Origin of the sequence: Pseudomonas sp. FW300-N2F2 (assembly GCF_017351655.1) — a bacterium.
In the GTDB taxonomy this organism is placed as follows: Bacteria; Pseudomonadota; Gammaproteobacteria; order Pseudomonadales; family Pseudomonadaceae; genus Aquipseudomonas; species Aquipseudomonas fluorescens_AA.
On sequence record NZ_JACNDQ010000001.1, the window covers coordinates 1,923,293 to 1,939,559 of the forward strand.

The window sequence follows — 16,267 nt, forward strand, 5'->3', positions numbered from 1 at the left end:
CGAAGAGGTTCACCTTGAATTTGCGACTTCACTCTAATGCAGGCTCATCCTGTGCGGTGTAGGAAGAAACCGCCCTGATCCAGGGAAACCGGAATAAAAAAAGTGGGAAGAATGGGAGCTAACCCGGCGGTACTTGAGGATGTAGGAGGTCTCCTATAACCGCTGTGGTTTGCAGCTACAGGTTCGAGCGCCAAGGACCACTCGCGCTGTCGTCTTGTCTGGCTGCGGGGTTGGCGCGAGCGGGTTTTAATGGCTCCGTCGGGCGCCGTTATTCAAACGGTGCCTTCATCCAAGGACTGGAGCCTGTACATGATCACCTATCCATCGCTTCAACGATCCCGTTCAACCCCAGCAACAAGGCTGCCGCCACCGGTCCTGGCAGCGGCCAGGGACGGGGTGATCAACCCGGCCTGGCGCAACGCCGTGGTGACCGTCAAGCCTTATCTCATGATGACGTGCGGGGATGAGGTGGTGCTGCGTTGGCACGGCCTCAACAACGATGGCGAACCCTACCGGCATGAAGTGGCCGGGTTTGTCACTGAGCGGCAAGTGGGGCGAGACGTCGTGTTCGTCGTGCGCGAACCGCATATCGCCGAGTTGGACGGCGGCTCGCTGGAGATCTCCTACGAGGTAACGGGCAAGCGGTTGCCGGCCACGCTGTTTTCGGAACACCTGCAACTGGAGATCGGCGATGCATCGCCGCAACTGCTGCCCGCCATTGCCAACGATGCGGTGAGGGGCAGCCTCGATCCGAGTCGGGTGCCTGAAGGAACGTGGGTGAGCATTCGGCCCTACGCCAGGATGGCGGCCGGCGATCGGCTGATCCTGACTGCCAGCAAGGATTTCAAAGCGCTGTGGCGCGATGTGCTGGACATAGAAGCCCATGCAGTGGGTCGTGAGGTATCGCTCTGGATCGATCATTCGCTGATCGCGCCCCATTCTGGACACGACCTGGCCCTGACCTATGTCGTCAGGCGTGGACACTCGGTGCGTCGGGCTGAGCCCTTGTCGTTGCACATCGGCCCGTTGCAGCGCCCTGCGCTGAAGGCCCTTCAGATTCGGGAGATGAACGACGGCTGGCTGGAGGTCGACGACCTGCAAGAGGGGGTGACGATTGTCATCGATGATCCCGGGCTTGAGGCGGGCGAGCTGGTCTGGTTGCAGTGCAATGGCAACTCCGCTTATGTGCTTGAGCGCGAAATCACCGAGGCCACGGCAGGTAAGCCGCTCATGTTCGTGATTCCCGCAAGTTACTGGCAGGACCAGCGCGACAGCTCGGTGAGCGTGTTCTATCAGGTCGAGCGCCTGGATGACGTCAGCCAGCGCTCCGAGTGGGTGACGGTCCGGGTGCGTTCCAGTACGTCAGGTTGAGCGCAGTCCCGGGCAACCCTGGTGGGGAGTGAGCTTGCTCGCGATGACGGTGTGTCAGGCAACCCAAGGCTGGCTGAACTGACGCCATCGCGAGCAAGCTCGCTCCCACAAAAGGCCCCATGCTGCCCCTGGTTCCAGGGACAGGTGGGTTCGGGACCTCAGGCGGGCAATTGCAACCGGCGATGAGCCTCGCGCAACAGCTGCTCGGTGGACTCCCAGCCCAGGCAGCCATCGGTGACCGAGACGCCGTAGCGCATCGACGGGCCCAGCGGCTGGCAGCCTTCGAACAGGTGGCTTTCGAGCATCATGCCGATCAGGGAGCGGTTCCCTTGCAGCCGTTGTTCCAGCACGTCATTGAACACCTGCGGCTGACGCAGCGGGTCCTTGCCGCTGTTGGCGTGGCTGCAGTCCACCATGATCCGGGCTGGTATCTTGAGGCGGGTCAGGTCGCTGTGTATCTGCGTGACGCTCTGGCGGTCATAGTTCGGTCCGCGATGGCCGCCGCGCAGCACCAGGTGGGTGTCGGGGTTGCCTGGGGTCTGGATGATCGCCGGATGGCCCTGGCTGTCGACGCCGAAATGCCGATGGGGGTGGGCGGCGGAGCGCATGGCGTCGCAGGCAATGCCGACCCCGCCGTCCGTGCCGTTCTTGAACCCCACCGGCATGCCCAGCCCGCTGGCCATCTCCCGGTGGATCTGCGATTCGGTGGTGCGAGCGCCAATGGCGACCCAACTGAGCAGGTCATCGAAGTAACTGGCGGCCATGGGTTGCAACAGTTCGGTGGCGACGGGCAGGCCCAGTTGCAGCATTTCGCGCATCAACTCCCGGGACAAGGTCAGGCCGGCGGCCATGTCGTCGCTGCCATCCAGGCCGGGATCGTAGGCCAGGCCTTTCCAACCCACAGTCGTGCGGGGCTTTTCCACGTAGGCGCGCATGACCAAGAGCATGCTGTCGCTCACTTCGTGGGCTACGCGAGCCAGGTTGGCGGCATATTCGAGGGCGGATTTGGGGTCATGGATCGAGCAGGGGCCGACGATGACCAGCAGGCGGGCGTCTTCACCGTTGAGGATCGCGCGGATGGCCTGGCGATGGACGCTCACTTGGTGGCTCAACGCGGTGCTGAGCGGCAATTGATGCTTGAGTTGCAACGAGCTCGGCAGACGCAGGGTCAGGGCTTCGTTGGCAGGGTTGAGCGTGGACAGCGGCAAAGCAGAGACGGACGAATTCATGATCTGGCTTCCTGGACGGGCAGCGGGTTCGTTCCCGCGCCGGTCCTAGTGGGGTGTTCGACAATTGGCCGTATGGGCCCGCAATTGAGGCTTGCCACCGGTAGGTGACCGATCGGAGGCGGCAGGCTGTCCCGAGCGGTGGCTGGTAAATCGCCAGGCGGAAAAACTGTCGTAACGGTAATAAGTGGCGTAGTTCATGGCTCAATCCTCAAGTTGTCTGGTGCTGCAAATGTATGGGGCCGGAAAAACAAAACCCCCGGTCGGGAGGCCGACCGGGGGTTTGGAAAACTCTGGAAGGCGACCCGTTTAAAGTGGGCGCCGGTTGGGTATCAGGCGCGCCAGTGGCTAAACCAATACCCAAAATAAAAGCTGACCGGAGTTTGAACGCTGTTCGCCCGGGCAGCCGCAACCGAGCGCGGGGCGCTGGCGGTGTCTAGCGGTGAGAGGGCGTTGAACATGGTCTGTCTCCGATGAATGGCCCTGAGCTTACTAGAGGGCAGGGCGGCGGTTCAATCAGAAAATTCTATCGAGGGCATGCAATTGTTCGCCTTGGCTTGAGTCCGATGGGCTTTATGACAAACTTCAGGTTTGCACCGCCTTCCAGGGATGACCCATGACCGCTCCAGTCTTCGCCGCCGCCCAGTCGATTTCCGTCGCGGGAGACCTTCGCGCCAACCTCGTGTCTCATCAGCGTTTCATGCAGGCTGCCGCTGAACAGAACGTGCAGTTGCTGGTATTCCCTGAACTGTCGCTCACCGGCTACGAACGCAGCCTGGCGGCGGAGCTGGCGATCCTGCCGGAGGATGCCGTACTGCAACCGCTGCGTGACCTGGCGCAAGCGCTCGGCCTGACCGCCGTGGTGGGCATGCCCATTCGGCTGTCGGCCGACGCTCCGGTGTTGATCGGCGCGTTGGTCCTCGGTGCCGACGGCTCCCTCGGGGTCTACAGCAAGCAGCATCTGCACCCGGGGGAAGAAGTCGCCTTCGCCCCAGGTCACGGTGGCTCGACGCTGACAATGGGGCAGGATCGCATCGCGCTGGCGGTGTGTGCCGATTTTTCCCACGCCAGTCATGCGGCTGCGGCAGCCGGGCAGGGTGCTACGCTCTATGCAGCAGGGGTGTTGATCACCGAGGGTGGCTACGTGCCCGATACGACGTTGCTGCAAGGTTATGCCCGGCAGCATGCCATGACCGTGCTGATGGCTAACCATGGCGGCGTCACCGGAGGCTGGGAATCGGCTGGCCGCAGTGCCATCTGGGGCCCGGACGGTTCGCTGCTCGCGGCGGCGCCGGGTACGGGCGAGCTGTTGGTGATTGCCCGCCGCGACGTCAACGGCTGGGGCGGGCAAGTCGTGCCGGTGACAGCGCTTCAATGAGGTCTTCATGAGCTTCGAGTGGCGTGCTGCAACGAACGGGGACATCGACTTCGCCCGGCAACTGACCTGCGACAACATGCTTCCTTATTACCTCAGGCATGATTTGCTCTGGCAGGACGAAGCGTTCGACCTGGCCTGGATCATTCGCCAGAACTGGATAATCAGTCGTGAAGGCCAGGCGCTGGGCTTTGTCAGCCTCAGTCGTGATGCCCGGGCGTTGTATATCCGTGAGCTGCAGGTAAACGAGGCGTTCCGCGGGCAGGGTGCCGGTACCTGGACGATCGGACAGGTTTGGGACCTGGTGGTGCTGGAACGGCGCCCGGCGCTGCGCCTGACGGTGTTCAAGGACAATCCCGCCAGGGCGTTATACGAACGCATGGGCCTGCGTGTCGTGGGCGAGGACGAGTGTTTCCTGAGGATGCAGCGAGACATCGGTGCTTGACGCCTCGGATGTCGTGCCGATTAAAGATGCGTTGTAACTTTTATCTGTCCCTTTGCGCTAGGTCTGCCGGATGCTTTTTGCTAAGGTGTTGTGCAACCCAAATAAGACCAAATCGTGAGGTGTCTGCTTGATTAGGGTGTTAGTGGTCGATGACCATGATCTCGTCCGTACGGGCATTACACGAATGCTGGCTGACATCGACGGCCTGCAGGTAGTTGGTCAGGCTGAATCCGGGGAAGAGTCCCTGATCAAGGCGCGTGAATTGAAACCCGACGTGGTATTGATGGACGTCAAGATGCCTGGCATAGGCGGCCTTGAAGCCACGCGCAAGCTGCTGCGCAGTCACCCGGACATCAAGGTGGTCGCGGTAACCGTCTGCGAAGAGGACCCATTCCCCACCCGGCTGTTGCAAGCGGGCGCGGCGGGCTACCTCACCAAGGGCGCTGGCTTGAACGAAATGGTCCAGGCCATTCGTCTGGTTTTTGCCGGGCAACGCTACATCAGCCCGCAGATCGCCCAGCAGTTGGCGATCAAGTCGTTCCAGCCGACCAACGATTCGCCTTTCGATGCGCTGTCGGAACGGGAAATCCAGATTGCCCTGATGATTGTCGGTTGCCAGAAGGTACAGATCATCTCCGACAAGCTGTGCCTGTCCCCCAAGACCGTCAACACCTACCGTTACCGTATCTTCGAGAAGCTTTCGATCAGCAGTGACGTCGAATTGACACTGTTGGCGGTGCGCCACGGCATGGTCGATGCCAGCGCCTGAAAATGACTGAATTGTTTGATCCCAGCGCGTTCCTCTCCACCTGCAGCGGTCGCCCCGGCGTGTACCGCATGTTCGACAGCGAGGCGCGCCTGCTTTATGTCGGCAAGGCCAAGAACCTCAAGAAACGCCTGGCCAGCTACTTTCGCAAGACCGGCCTGGCCCCGAAGACCTCTGCGCTGGTGGGGCGCATCGCGCAAATCGAAACGACGATCACCGCCAATGAAACCGAGGCCCTGCTGCTCGAACAGACGCTGATCAAGGAATGGCGCCCGCCGTACAACATCCTGCTGCGCGACGACAAATCCTACCCCTACGTGTTTCTGTCCGACGGGGCGTTTCCGCGCCTGAGCATTCATCGGGGTGCCAAGAAGGCCAAGGGCAGGTATTTCGGCCCTTATCCCAGCGCCGGGGCGATTCGTGAAAGCCTCAGCCTGCTGCAGAAGACCTTCTTCGTTCGCCAGTGTGAAGACAGCTACTACAAGAACCGCACCCGGCCCTGCCTGCAGTATCAGATCAAGCGCTGCAAGGCGCCTTGCGTGGGGTTTGTCGAGCCCCAGGTCTACGCCGAGGACGTGCGTCACTCGGTGATGTTCCTGGAGGGCCGCAGCAATGCGCTGACCGATGAACTGTCGGCAGCCATGGAGGACGCGGCAGTCAACCTTGAGTTCGAACGGGCCGCCGAGCTGCGCGACCAGATCGGCCTGCTGCGCCGCGTACAAGACCAGCAAAGCATGGAAGGCGGCAGTGGCGATGTCGATGTGGTCGCCGCGTTCATCAATCCGGGCGGTGCCTGCGTGCACTTGATCAGCGTGCGCGGCGGTCGCGTGTTGGGCAGCAAGAACTTCTTTCCCCAAGTGGGTATCGAGGAGGACGTAGCCGAGGTCATGGCGGCTTTCCTGGGCCAGTACTACATCAGCAGTCCGGAACGGGACTTGCCGGCCGAGTTGATCGTCAACGTGGTCCATGAGGATTTCCCGGCCCTGATCGAAGCCATCGACAAGCTCCGCGGTCGTGAACTGACCATCAGCCACCGCGTTCGCGGCACCCGTGCCCGTTGGCAGCAACTGGCCGTGACCAACGCCGAACAGGCCCTGGGCGCGCGCCTGGCCAACCGTCAACACGTGGCCGCGCGGTTCGATGCCCTGGCCGATGTCCTCAATCTGGATGAGCCACCGCAACGGCTGGAGTGCTACGACATCAGCCATTCCAGCGGCGAGGCGACCGTGGCCTCCTGCGTGGTGTTCGGTCCGGAAGGCCCGATCAAGTCCGACTACCGCCGTTACAACATCGAAGGTGTCACGCCGGGCGATGACTATGCGGCGATGCACCAGGCGTTGATGCGGCGCTTCGGCAAGCTGAAGGACGGGGAGGGCAAGTTGCCGGATATCCTCCTGGTGGACGGCGGCAAAGGCCAGTTGTCCATGGCCCGTGATGTGCTCAATGAGTTGATGGTCCCCGACCTGATCCTGCTGGGCGTGGCCAAGGGCGCGACGCGCAAGGCCGGTTTCGAGACCTTGTACCTGAACGATGCCGCCCATGAATTCACCCTCAAGGGCGATTCGCCAGCGCTGCACCTGATCCAACAGATTCGCGACGAAGCCCACCGTTTCGCCATCACCGGACACCGTGCCCGCCGTGGCAAGACGCGCCGCACGTCTACACTTGAAGGTGTGGCAGGCGTCGGCCCGACCCGCCGTCGCGACTTGTTGAAACATTTTGGTGGATTGCAGGAACTGTCTCGTGCCAGCATCGAGGAGATAGCCAAAGCACCCGGTATCAGTAAAAAGCTCGCAGAGTCGATTTATGCAAACCTGCATAGCGAGTAGAATGCCCGTCAACCTCGTAGCCAGTTGTGCCGATGAATATCCCAAACCTGATTACCGTTCTACGCGTCCTGCTCATCCCGATCTTCATATTGCTGTTCTATTTGCCGTACCACTGGAGCTACGTGGCCTCGGCCTCGGTCTTTGCCTTCGCCGCCGCGACGGACTGGCTGGATGGTTACCTGGCCCGACGCCTGGAGCAGAGCACGCCCTTCGGCGCGTTCCTCGATCCGGTGGCCGACAAGCTGATGGTCGCGGTGGCCCTGGTGCTGCTGGTGCAGGAACATGGCAACCTCTGGCTGACCTTGCCGGCGGCGGTAATCATTGGCCGCGAAATCGTCGTCTCGGCGCTCCGGGAATGGATGGCCGAGCTGGGCGCTCGTGCCCAGGTTGCCGTGTCGAACCTCGGCAAATGGAAAACCGCGGCGCAGATGCTCGCGCTGGTGATCCTGCTGGCCAACCCCTCGGACTTCAGCTTCTGGGTGCTGTTGGGCTATGCGCTGCTGCTGGTTTCCGCTGGCTTGACGCTGTGGTCGATGGTCCAATACCTGCGCGCCGCCTGGCCGCATCTGCGGACGGATGTAGAGTCGAAATAAAACTTTTTTGAATCAAAGGGTTGACGGCGGAATCTGAATCTATAGAATGCGCCACACCAAGACGCGGGAATAGCTCAGTTGGTAGAGCACGACCTTGCCAAGGTCGGGGTCGCGAGTTCGAGTCTCGTTTCCCGCTCCAAGATTCAGAAAAAAGCCACTCAGATGAGTGGCTTTTTTTTGCCTGTAAAATGCCTAAACGTTTGATGCGCTGTGCTAAACGTCGGACCGCTCCTTCTTGGGATCATCCTATGCTGAGCGATAAACAGAGGCAATTACACCTCGTTACAAGAAGTTCGAGCCCTACGGGGCCGAATGAGCAGCGGGCGAGTGAGATTGGGCAGCTACTGCCGCATAACTGGCCAAGGTCAGTGTTGAGTTAACTCACAGTAAAGGACAGATAATGCTTATCGTATTCAGCGGTCTTCCTGGCACCGGAAAAACCACTATTGCCAAAGGGCTGGTCGATACGATAGGCGCTCTCTACCTGCGGATCGATACTATTGAGCAAGCGATACGAAACTCCGGTGCACTTGCCCAAGATGTAGGGCGTAGTGGTTACATGGTCGCTAATGAACTTGCGCTGAGTAATCTTGATCTAGGACGTACCGTCATCGTTGACTGTGTAAATCCAGTGATCGAAAGCCGATTGGCCTGGAGCGAAATCGCCTCAAGGGCTGGTGTTCGGTTGATGAATATTGAAGTGATTTGCTCGGACAAAAATGAACATCAGCGCCGTGTAGAGACAAGGCTGGGTGATATTTCGGGGCTGACTCCACCAACCTGGCAATCTGTGTTGGATCACGAATATGAAGCGTGGGCTGAAGCACCGTTTACGATAGACACGGCCCTGACTTCGCCGGTTCAAGCCGTATCGATGCTCGCCAAACGCCTACTGGACGATGCGTAGCGTCAGCTAGGCGCAATGCGGCAAGGTGTGATTACGGGGCGCTTACAATTTTTCCCAAAATAGGCACGACCGCTTTCGCGACAGCGATTTGTTTCGCAGGTTGTTAGTGGACGGAATGGACTTGGCGCTGGCTGAACGTCTCTTCGTTGCGCCGGCAGATTGGTGTGGTGCGCATGACACCTACAAGGGCCGCACGGTCATCATCATTGCCTACCGGCTCTCAGCCGTGCGGGATGCCAATCGCATTCTCGTGGTAGACCGCGGCCAGATTGTCGAGCAGGGCAGTCATGCCGAACTCTTGAGTCACCAGGCTGGGCATTACTCTGAGTTTCGCTGCATTAGCCTTGGCCTGGGCGTGTATTGGCAAGATGATGTAGTGGCGAAAGCCACTGGCAAATCATTCCAAGTGGTAAGAGCAAGGTTATCCAATCCAGTGAACGGCTGTAGTCAAAGCCATTCATGTGCACGATGGTCAGACGGTAAAAGCCGGTGAGTTGCTGTTGGAGCTGGACTCTACTGCCGCGGAGGCGGATGTGGGTCGTGTGCAAAGCGACCTGTTAGCCGCCCGTATCGACAGCGCTCGGGCAAGCGCCATGCTTGATGCAATTGATCAACAGCGAGCACCAAGAACTCTGAATGGTGCGATTCCGGGCGCGGATCCCGAGCACATGCTGGCTGCGGAGCGCTGGCTGCAAGGCCAGTCCAAGGGTACCGCGGCGGCTTGGAGACTGCTGAGGCCTAGATCGCTCAGCGCCAAGCTGACATACAGTCGGCAAGGGGTCAGGTCGCCAGCTTGCAGAAGCCCCTACCCATCGTCGCCAAGCTCGCCGATGACTATCGGCATCTCCTAGAGAAGCAGTACATCGCTCGCCATGCCTACTTGGAAAAGGAACAGGCGCGGTTGGACATTGAGCGTCAGTTGAGACTGCAAGCCAGCTTGTTGCAGTCCTCAGCGGCGCGGCAGGAGGCTGAACGCAGGAGAGCTGGCGTGGTGGCGCAAACCCGACGGTCTATGCTGGATCTTTTACAGCAAGCGGATCAGAAGGTAGCGTCAATGAAGCAGGATTTTGCCAAAGCTGAATATCAGGATGGGTTGACGACACTGGAGGCACCAGTAGATGGGACGGTGCAGCAGTTGAATGTGCATACGGTGGGCGGAGTCGTGACGCAGGCGCAGCCGCTGTTGATGATCGTACCTACGGGGCAGCCGGTTGAGGTTGAAGTCATGTTTGAAAACAAAGATGTTGGGTTTGTTCATCCAGGGCAGACCTTAACGGTAAAAGTAGAGACATTTACATTTACCAAATACGGGGCGGTTACCGGTGAGGTTTTAAGTATTTCTGATGACGCTGTTGAAGACGAAAAACGTGGCTTGATTTACAGCGGTAAGATCCGGCTTTAATCGGATCGTATAAGGGTGAAGGGACAGGATGTAAAGTTATCGCCTGGCATGGCAGTCACCCCAGAAGTGAAAACGGATCAGCGTAGGGTAATTGAGTACTTTCTAAGTCCGTTGCACATTGCGGCTAGTCAGAGGTTGCGGGAGCGCTAAGTGAAATGTCTATAGAGAGCTGTCGACAGCTTAAGTTGTACCGATAGAAGAGTAGTTAGCATGTTGCATTGCGATGGACGGTGCAGACTCGGTTTTGCTTGTATTCTGTAAAAAGGTTTGATATGAGTTTTTGAGGCGTGAGAGGGACTATGAAGAAAATACTTTTTTGCGGTGTTGCTATGTTTTCATCGCTCAGCTATGCAGGTGAGCCGGTTGTAGATAAGGATGCTTTTGAAAGCTCCTACGTGAAGTGCATCGAGTCCGAGTTTTCCGGCGGATGCTGGCCGAAAATATTTTCCGGGCATTTCGCTCCATGGGTAAAACAAGAAACGGAGCTGCTAGAGAAGAGCGAAGCGGCATATACCAATTGGCTGGGGGGGCAAAAAACTTACAAGGTGCATCGCGGCATTAAAGAAATAAAGGGCGAGATATTTGATAATCGCTCATATTTGATCGAGCGAGATGACGGGGTGGTAGTTGGGTTGTGGATTACCTTTCGAGAAGTAAAAGGACGGTGGTTTTTATCTAATATCGCAGGGGCACCGTCTGATGAAGCTATACGAGCAATCCTAAATATGACCAACCCGAACGCGAAATAGTTCAAGGAAATAATGGATTTTCTTGTAGAGAGTCTCGATGATTGACGTATGTTTAGCCCCCTTTTTGCGCAGCCTATTGCCGGTCAGCTTGGTGCGGTGAGAGCGAGCATCTTGAGGGCACGCAAACGGTGATATTCATCATGGATGGCCGGTTTTTATTGCAGAGGAGGTCTCCATTTGGCAATAATCTCGGCCCGTATTCTTCTGTCAGCCCTCCATCCCTCTCATTTGGGGGCTGCGTTTTGGAGAAGTGTGGGTAACCCGGCCTTCGTGCCGGGTTTTTTGTTTATTGGGGCCAAGGGTTTCTCTTATCAATCGACTCGAGCGACGATCAGAGGTAAGCGTCTGCCTAACAGCTCTTGCTTCCTGATCAGCCCCTCTGAATAGAATGGGTCCACCTCGTAGAGACTCCGCGCCGCCCGGATGATCGCTGGGTGTGTGGCCGGTCTCAGGCCGCTCGACATTCTTAGCCGTTATGCGGCGAGCTCGATATAGCTAGACTCCCCACCCCCGGTCGCCCCCGACAACCAACCCCATACAAAGGTAAGAGTGGTACGCCCCTCGTGATCAGCACCTATCGTGCCACGAGACCAGCCAGCAAGAATTTTGCCTTCTGTAGTTAGGCAATGAAACAGAAGCTCAATGGTATCTGGCCCCGTCACGCGTCCAACCTGATGACCGATGCTAATCCGGCCGCCTTGGTATGTACTCGAAATGGATTCTCCCTCGATGTGGTAGTGAAACACTGTGCCCGCACCGGATACCCCGTGGGAGTTGTTCGCTACGGCAAATCGGCGATTATTCAAACGCTCACTGATTTTAGAAAAGGGGATTTCCATATGACCTCGCGTCCTTAGGTGAGACTTTCATTCCAGCCTTCGGCGATCCTAGGCCTTTTTGTCGCGCCTCATCAAGGCAATGCCTTGGCTATCAATGGTGCGAGGGTCCTAGCTATATAGGCAGTTGGGTTCACTGGTCGTTTACTTTCCTTCCAAGCGAGTCTTTTGAGTCTACCAAATGATAAGGCTCAGGGTTACAGAAGATATGCTATAATTGGATAACCTAAATAACCCTGCAGGGTGATTTCCATGAGCGTCGTTTTAGACCAATCGGGCGTTTCCACTTTGGTCGGCACGCCCAAAGAGGTACGGGCCCGCCTGAGCCGCTCGCATGCGGATCGAGTGTTGGTCGTGTCTTTCGATCACATCAAACCCAACGTTTTTGAAGCATTGGCTGAGAATTTCGCAAATGTGGCGTCCTCGATGTATGAGGTTTTGCAGGAGCGACAAGACTTGAATTCCCTGGAACGATTGGCCGAAGTCTTTGTTACGCGTAAGCCGCCTTCGCCCCGTTTGCTCAAGGAGGCGGCGATGCTGGTCCAAGCTCGCAAGGCGGTCTTGGAGAGTGGCGACTGGCTAACCGCAGCCGACATTGCACAAGTGGCGCAGTTAAGTACCCGAAACCCCAGCGCCCAGCCCAACAAGTGGAAAAAGCAAGGTCAGATCTTCGCTATCAATCATGGTGGGGTCGACTATTTCCCCGGTTACGGTCTGGACCCGGATGCAAGCTACCGGCCGTTGAAGGCGCTGGCCAAAGTCATTGAGGTTTTCGAGGGGCACAAGGACAGCTGGGGTATGGCTTACTGGTTCCGTTCAGACAACAGTTTTTTGGGCGGCAAAAAGCCCCAAGACCTATTGGCATCGGCGCCTGACCGAGTGATCGACGCGGCACTGGACGAGATTCAAGGCATCGCCCATGGCTAAGCGCAGTGCTAAGGGCAGTGAACGTGAGGCTCCGCCGTCGGATGATTCGGCGGCATCCGCGACTCCGGCGCCTGAGGCTACGCTGCACGTCACGTTCACTGAAATGGCTAAAGGCGAGGTGCTCCATCGCGTGCACCACGACAAATACCAGCCAGATCAATTCAATCCAGGCGTGCAGGGCAATGCACGCTTCAGCCCGATCCAGAATGATCAAGGGCAGGCGATTCCAACGTTATATGGTGGTACGACAATAGAGTGTGCCTTGATGGAGACCGTCTTTCACGATGTTCCACATACGCCAGGCTTCAAGAGTTTCGATAAAGGAAAGCTAGCTGGACAGGTGCACTCCGCTGTCCAGATCGATCAACCGCTGCAATTGGTCGATCTGTCCAGCGTTCCCCTGCGCAAATTGGGCATCACCCGTAAGCAGTTGACCGACACTGAGAAGGATCAGTACCCGGCGACGCGCAAATGGGCCGAAGCGATCCATCGCCAATGCCCGGATGCGCAAGGTTTGTATTGGGTATCCAGGCAAGACGATTCTGCACGAGCTGTGGTTCTTTTTGGTGACCGTATTCCCGGAGGTTCGCTTCGTCCACAGGGTGTTTCGCGCAGCCTGGTAGACGATCCTATTGTCTACGACGCGGTGCTCGATCTGGCAGATCGGATTGGTGTCGCCGTCATTGCAGGGAAAAACTGAACAAATGGTCGAACAGTGTCCTGTGATTCGTTTCTCTGAGATCGAAGCGGCCGTGCCTACGGCCCCTGGTCTTTATGAGATCGTCACTGATCAGGGCGAGCTTCTGAAGGTGGGCATCAGCGTTAATCTTCGTAAAAGGCTTATACAGCACCGACAGTCGAGGCAGTCTCGCTTGAAGCTCAAGGATGGAGGTGAATGGAGTAACCCCTCTGACGTTGTAAGCAAGCAGTCGATCCTCGCCAAGCATCTTTTCTTCTCAGGGCAGGTCCTGGGTTATGACTTGCAGAGCGAGGCTGGCCGGCAATGCTATCTGGAAGAGAAGTGTCATATTCTCATAACGCCTACCACGACCCGGGACGAGGCACGGGCAATCGAAAGGGTGAAAGAAAAAAGCGGCGCCTATCGATTCGGAGGCAAAGTCAGGCTTTCATGCTGAGACGCTCTAGTACAAACGTACATGGATAAAATGGAAACGACCCACGCGGTCACTAACGATATGGAATGCTCATATACGGCTTCCACACGACGTGAATTCAGAAATTAAGGAGGCCAGTTGGATCAACAGGATGAGAGCGAGGTTCGGGATCGAAACAAACAGAACCGAGTAAAAAAACTCTATGAAAACGTCGTGATAGGAAATTTCCTATACGGTCTTGGATTCGCGGTGCGGTCATGTTTGGACGCCAATACCTTGCTCCCGAGCGTGGTCAACTTGCTACAGCAGACTCCCGCGGACAGGGAGCTGGCAGACGTATTGTTAAGCTTTCCAGGTGTCGTGCGACTGATCGAGTTCAAGATGAAGGGCGCCAAGCTTTCAAAGGAACGGATAAGGCATCGATTACTCATGGCAGCCTTATCAGGTGAGAATCGCGCTTTGGTCGAAACGTCGAGAGGCCTGCATTGGTACGTCGAGGTTGACACCAGCGACACTGAAACTCCTTTGATATCCCGGGTCGTTCCATACCTTGACGCTTTCGATACCGAATGTCTGGGATTGACTGCGGGACGTCTTGAGCGATTGGTAGAGCAAACTGCGTTGGAGGCCACCCGCGAGCTCGACCCGGTATCGCGGCAGCGTTCGGAAATATATCTGCGGTTTCTACGCAATATACAAGACGGCGATCCGGTAGACGCAGGTGGCGTGCTCTTGGTTATGGGCGCCGGTGGTGCAATGCATTTTGCTCAGCTGCGGGACATCTGTGACTTGAGCATGCCGCATCGGGAATGGTTGGAACTAGAAATGCGGGGTTCGGAGTTCGAGCGATCTATTCCTTCGCTGGAGCGAAGCAAAGAATATCCCCGAAAGCGCCGCGATGGCCCTGAACATACTATGTGATGGGAATGGAGCTATGTGATGGGAATGGAGGAAGACTTGAACGAAAATGATCTAAGCCTGCGAGCGATGGCCGTTGCCGCCAAGGGCATAATGGGCGCCGCAGAGAAGGACAGAAAGGCTGCCGAGCAAGCGATTACGCGTCTAGCGGATTTGGAGAGGCGAGTCGAGCAAAGTCTGCAGCAGGTACCAACGGCGCTGAGAGCTTCCACTGCGCAGATTGCTGAGTCAGTTGCATCCCAAGCGGCCAAGCTACTAGTCAGCAAGTTCGAAGAGGCTGACGTCGCAGCGCTTAATGCTGCACGAAAATACCAGGCGGCCAGTGACAGTCTTAAGCGTCGATTCTGGCTCACCATCGTAGCGATTCATCTTGGCGTGGTCTTGCCTCTAGCGCTGTTGTTTTTTTTCGCAGTGCCCAGCACAGATGAAATTGCTAAGAGGAAACAAGAGATAGCGACGCTTGAGCACAACATCGCAGAGTTGAAGCGACTGGGTGGAGGCGTGGAAATTGAAGAGTGCGACGGGAGCCTTTGCGTGCGAACACGCGAGATCCCAGGAGAAGAACCCTATCACGACAAGGCAACTGAAAAAAAAACCTATCGACTCGTCTGGACGAAGTGATGTCAGTTTTCCGGCTGACGTCCAATGTGATGATCTGGGCCGTGATGACCCTCCTTGAATCGATGGTGCCCGCGGTTGAGGTGTACAGCATTGATGAGGCTTTTGCAGATCTGACGGGTATTTGAGGGGCTGGATGCTCTCGGCCGCAAGATCCGCAGCCACGTGCTGCGCTGCACCGGTATTCCGGTTGGGGGGCATTGCTCATACCAAGACTTTGGCAAAGCTGGCTAACCACACGGCCAAGCGTTTGCAGGGACAGACGGGTGGGGTGGTCGACATCTGCGATTCGTTCAAGCGCGATTGGGTGCTGCGCAATACCGACGTCTCTGAAGTGTGGGGTGTGGGACGCAAGATGAAGCTGCACCTGGAGGGGATGGGCATCAAGACGGCAATGGATTTGGCCAAGGCCAATCCATGGACGCTGCGTAAGAAACTCAGTGTGATGATCGAGAAGACGGCTCGTGAACTGGCGGGGACGCCGTGTCTGGAGTTGGATGAGCCGGATCCGCCCAAGCAGGAAATCTGCTGTAGTCGGATGTTCGGCAAGCGGCTCACCGAGTTGGCGCCTATCAAGGAGGCGGTAGCCACCTACATGATGCGAGCTTCGGAAAAGCTCAGGGCGCAGAAGTCGCTTTGCAAGAAGGTTCGGGTCAGCTCCGTACCGGCATGTTCAACCCGGAGGAGGCGAAGTACGCCAACGGGATATTGATTGAGCTGCCGTATCCGACTGACGACGTGCGTCTTTTGACGAAAGCGGCAGTGGATGCCTTGGATAGGGTTCTTCGGCCTAGCTTCAAATACAGCAAGGCTGAGGTGTTGCTGATGAACCTCTGCCAGGCGGGGGAGTACACCGATGATCTGTTTGCCACGTCGCAGCCTGCTGATGCGGCGAAGTTGATGCCTGTGTTGGATCAGATTAATGGCGATGGGGCAGAAGGACGCTGCGCTCTGCGAGCGTGCCTGGCGACCCTGATTGGGGAATGCGGCGGGAGATGATGAGTCAGAGCTGTACCACTAAGCTGGATCAGCTATGGCGGGTTCATTGTCAGTAGCAAATTGCGAGCGTACAGGAGGCAGGTAACGGTTCCTGGGTTACGATGGCGCGATCGGCAGCTGTCGGTCAGAAGCAGTCCACGGGACTGCAGCTAGCTCGGGGCACTAGCCAGACCTATGAACCGAGCGAAAGA

General features: G+C 57.4%; 15 protein-coding genes, 1 tRNA gene and 2 pseudogenes. 16 read left to right on the plus strand and 2 right to left on the minus strand.

The window, feature by feature from the left end:
* Window positions 1–309 precede the first annotated feature (309 nt).
* The gene (locus J4E63_RS08695; RefSeq protein WP_259333634.1) at window positions 310–1,371 is read left to right on the plus strand and encodes a hypothetical protein; all 1,062 of its coding nucleotides are present in this window, start codon (window positions 310–312) and stop codon (window positions 1,369–1,371) included.
* 158 nt (window positions 1,372–1,529) lie between these two features.
* On the opposite strand, the gene J4E63_RS08700 is transcribed toward J4E63_RS08695, so the two are convergent.
* Window positions 1,530–2,600: a 3-deoxy-7-phosphoheptulonate synthase gene (locus J4E63_RS08700; RefSeq protein WP_207281664.1), complete on the minus strand. Its 1,071-nt coding sequence runs from the start codon at window positions 2,598–2,600 to the stop codon at window positions 1,530–1,532.
* A gap of 613 nt (window positions 2,601–3,213) precedes the next feature.
* Between J4E63_RS08700 and J4E63_RS08705 the strand changes: the two genes are divergently transcribed.
* The 9 genes and pseudogenes from J4E63_RS08705 to J4E63_RS08745 all read left to right on the plus strand — a co-directional run bounded on the left by J4E63_RS08705 (window position 3,214) and on the right by J4E63_RS08745 (window position 10,663).
* On the plus strand, window positions 3,214–3,975 hold the full coding sequence (locus J4E63_RS08705; RefSeq protein ID WP_207281665.1) for a carbon-nitrogen hydrolase family protein: 762 nt from the start codon (window positions 3,214–3,216) through the stop codon (window positions 3,973–3,975).
* 7 nt (window positions 3,976–3,982) lie between these two features.
* Window positions 3,983–4,417 carry an N-acetyltransferase gene (locus J4E63_RS08710; protein WP_063321969.1) on the plus strand — a complete coding sequence of 145 codons (435 nt, stop codon included), beginning with the start codon at window positions 3,983–3,985 and terminating at the stop codon, window positions 4,415–4,417.
* A 127-nt stretch (window positions 4,418–4,544) separates the two neighbouring features.
* Window positions 4,545–5,186, plus strand: coding sequence for a UvrY/SirA/GacA family response regulator transcription factor (gene uvrY, locus J4E63_RS08715; protein WP_003200277.1), 642 nt, complete (start codon window positions 4,545–4,547; stop codon window positions 5,184–5,186).
* 2 nt (window positions 5,187–5,188) lie between these two features.
* Window positions 5,189–7,012: an excinuclease ABC subunit UvrC gene (uvrC, locus tag J4E63_RS08720; RefSeq protein ID WP_092170234.1), complete on the plus strand. Its 1,824-nt coding sequence runs from the start codon at window positions 5,189–5,191 to the stop codon at window positions 7,010–7,012.
* 32 nt (window positions 7,013–7,044) lie between these two features.
* Window positions 7,045–7,605 (plus strand): CDP-diacylglycerol--glycerol-3-phosphate 3-phosphatidyltransferase, encoded by a 561-nt coding sequence (gene pgsA, locus J4E63_RS08725; protein WP_092475433.1) that lies wholly within the window; start codon window positions 7,045–7,047, stop codon window positions 7,603–7,605.
* A 63-nt stretch (window positions 7,606–7,668) separates the two neighbouring features.
* Window positions 7,669–7,744, plus strand: a tRNA-Gly gene (locus J4E63_RS08730).
* 261 nt (window positions 7,745–8,005) lie between these two features.
* On the plus strand, window positions 8,006–8,512 hold the full coding sequence (locus J4E63_RS08735) for an AAA family ATPase (protein ID WP_207281666.1): 507 nt from the start codon (window positions 8,006–8,008) through the stop codon (window positions 8,510–8,512).
* 329 nt (window positions 8,513–8,841) lie between these two features.
* Window positions 8,842–10,064, plus strand: a pseudogene (locus tag J4E63_RS31185) (HlyD family type I secretion periplasmic adaptor subunit); the annotation flags it as partial.
* 149 nt (window positions 10,065–10,213) lie between these two features.
* Complete coding sequence (locus J4E63_RS08745) at window positions 10,214–10,663, plus strand: hypothetical protein (protein ID WP_207281667.1); 450 nt, start codon at window positions 10,214–10,216, stop codon at window positions 10,661–10,663.
* Between the two features lie 473 nt (window positions 10,664–11,136).
* On the opposite strand, the gene J4E63_RS30830 is transcribed toward J4E63_RS08745, so the two are convergent.
* Window positions 11,137–11,502 (minus strand): hypothetical protein, encoded by a 366-nt coding sequence (locus tag J4E63_RS30830; RefSeq protein ID WP_259333636.1) that lies wholly within the window; start codon window positions 11,500–11,502, stop codon window positions 11,137–11,139.
* A 249-nt stretch (window positions 11,503–11,751) separates the two neighbouring features.
* On the opposite strand from J4E63_RS30830, the gene J4E63_RS08750 reads away from it, so the two are divergent.
* The 6 genes and pseudogenes from J4E63_RS08750 to J4E63_RS08775 all read left to right on the plus strand — a co-directional run.
* A complete protein-coding gene (locus J4E63_RS08750) occupies window positions 11,752–12,426 on the plus strand; it encodes a hypothetical protein (RefSeq protein WP_207281668.1) in 675 nt (224 codons plus the stop codon).
* Window positions 12,419–13,126 carry an RES family NAD+ phosphorylase gene (locus J4E63_RS08755; protein ID WP_207281669.1) on the plus strand — a complete coding sequence of 236 codons (708 nt, stop codon included), beginning with the start codon at window positions 12,419–12,421 and terminating at the stop codon, window positions 13,124–13,126. The genes J4E63_RS08750 and J4E63_RS08755 overlap by 8 nt, the downstream gene beginning before the upstream one ends.
* Before the next feature lie 4 nt (window positions 13,127–13,130).
* On the plus strand, window positions 13,131–13,562 hold the full coding sequence (locus J4E63_RS08760; protein ID WP_207281670.1) for a hypothetical protein: 432 nt from the start codon (window positions 13,131–13,133) through the stop codon (window positions 13,560–13,562).
* Between the two features lie 117 nt (window positions 13,563–13,679).
* Window positions 13,680–14,462, plus strand: a complete 783-nt coding sequence (locus J4E63_RS08765; RefSeq protein ID WP_207281671.1) for a hypothetical protein — start codon at window positions 13,680–13,682, stop codon at window positions 14,460–14,462.
* A gap of 36 nt (window positions 14,463–14,498) precedes the next feature.
* On the plus strand, window positions 14,499–15,080 hold the full coding sequence (locus J4E63_RS08770; protein ID WP_207281672.1) for a hypothetical protein: 582 nt from the start codon (window positions 14,499–14,501) through the stop codon (window positions 15,078–15,080).
* A 41-nt stretch (window positions 15,081–15,121) separates the two neighbouring features.
* Window positions 15,122–16,132: pseudogene (locus tag J4E63_RS08775) on the plus strand (DUF4113 domain-containing protein); the annotation flags it as partial.
* Window positions 16,133–16,267 lie beyond the last annotated feature (135 nt).

What these genes read in the sequence shown, in the direction of transcription:
- J4E63_RS08745 (WP_207281667.1), top strand. Translation starts at nt 10,214, where the DNA reads ATGAAGAAAATACTTTTTTGCGGTGTTGCTATGTTTTCATCGCTCAGC.
- pgsA (WP_092475433.1), top strand. Translation starts at nt 7,045, where the DNA reads ATGAATATCCCAAACCTGATTACCGTTCTACGCGTCCTGCTCATCCCG.
- J4E63_RS08705 (WP_207281665.1), top strand. Translation starts at nt 3,214, where the DNA reads ATGACCGCTCCAGTCTTCGCCGCCGCCCAGTCGATTTCCGTCGCGGGA.
- J4E63_RS08760 (WP_207281670.1), top strand. Translation starts at nt 13,131, where the DNA reads ATGGTCGAACAGTGTCCTGTGATTCGTTTCTCTGAGATCGAAGCGGCC.
- J4E63_RS08750 (WP_207281668.1), top strand. Translation starts at nt 11,752, where the DNA reads ATGAGCGTCGTTTTAGACCAATCGGGCGTTTCCACTTTGGTCGGCACG.
- J4E63_RS08735 (WP_207281666.1), top strand. Translation starts at nt 8,006, where the DNA reads ATGCTTATCGTATTCAGCGGTCTTCCTGGCACCGGAAAAACCACTATT.
- uvrC (WP_092170234.1), top strand. Translation starts at nt 5,189, where the DNA reads ATGACTGAATTGTTTGATCCCAGCGCGTTCCTCTCCACCTGCAGCGGT.
- J4E63_RS08755 (WP_207281669.1), top strand. Translation starts at nt 12,419, where the DNA reads ATGGCTAAGCGCAGTGCTAAGGGCAGTGAACGTGAGGCTCCGCCGTCG.
- J4E63_RS08710 (WP_063321969.1), top strand. Translation starts at nt 3,983, where the DNA reads ATGAGCTTCGAGTGGCGTGCTGCAACGAACGGGGACATCGACTTCGCC.
- J4E63_RS08695 (WP_259333634.1), top strand. Translation starts at nt 310, where the DNA reads ATGATCACCTATCCATCGCTTCAACGATCCCGTTCAACCCCAGCAACA.
- J4E63_RS08700 (WP_207281664.1), bottom strand. Translation starts at nt 2,600, where the DNA reads ATGAATTCGTCCGTCTCTGCTTTGCCGCTGTCCACGCTCAACCCTGCC.
- J4E63_RS30830 (WP_259333636.1), bottom strand. Translation starts at nt 11,502, where the DNA reads ATGGAAATCCCCTTTTCTAAAATCAGTGAGCGTTTGAATAATCGCCGA.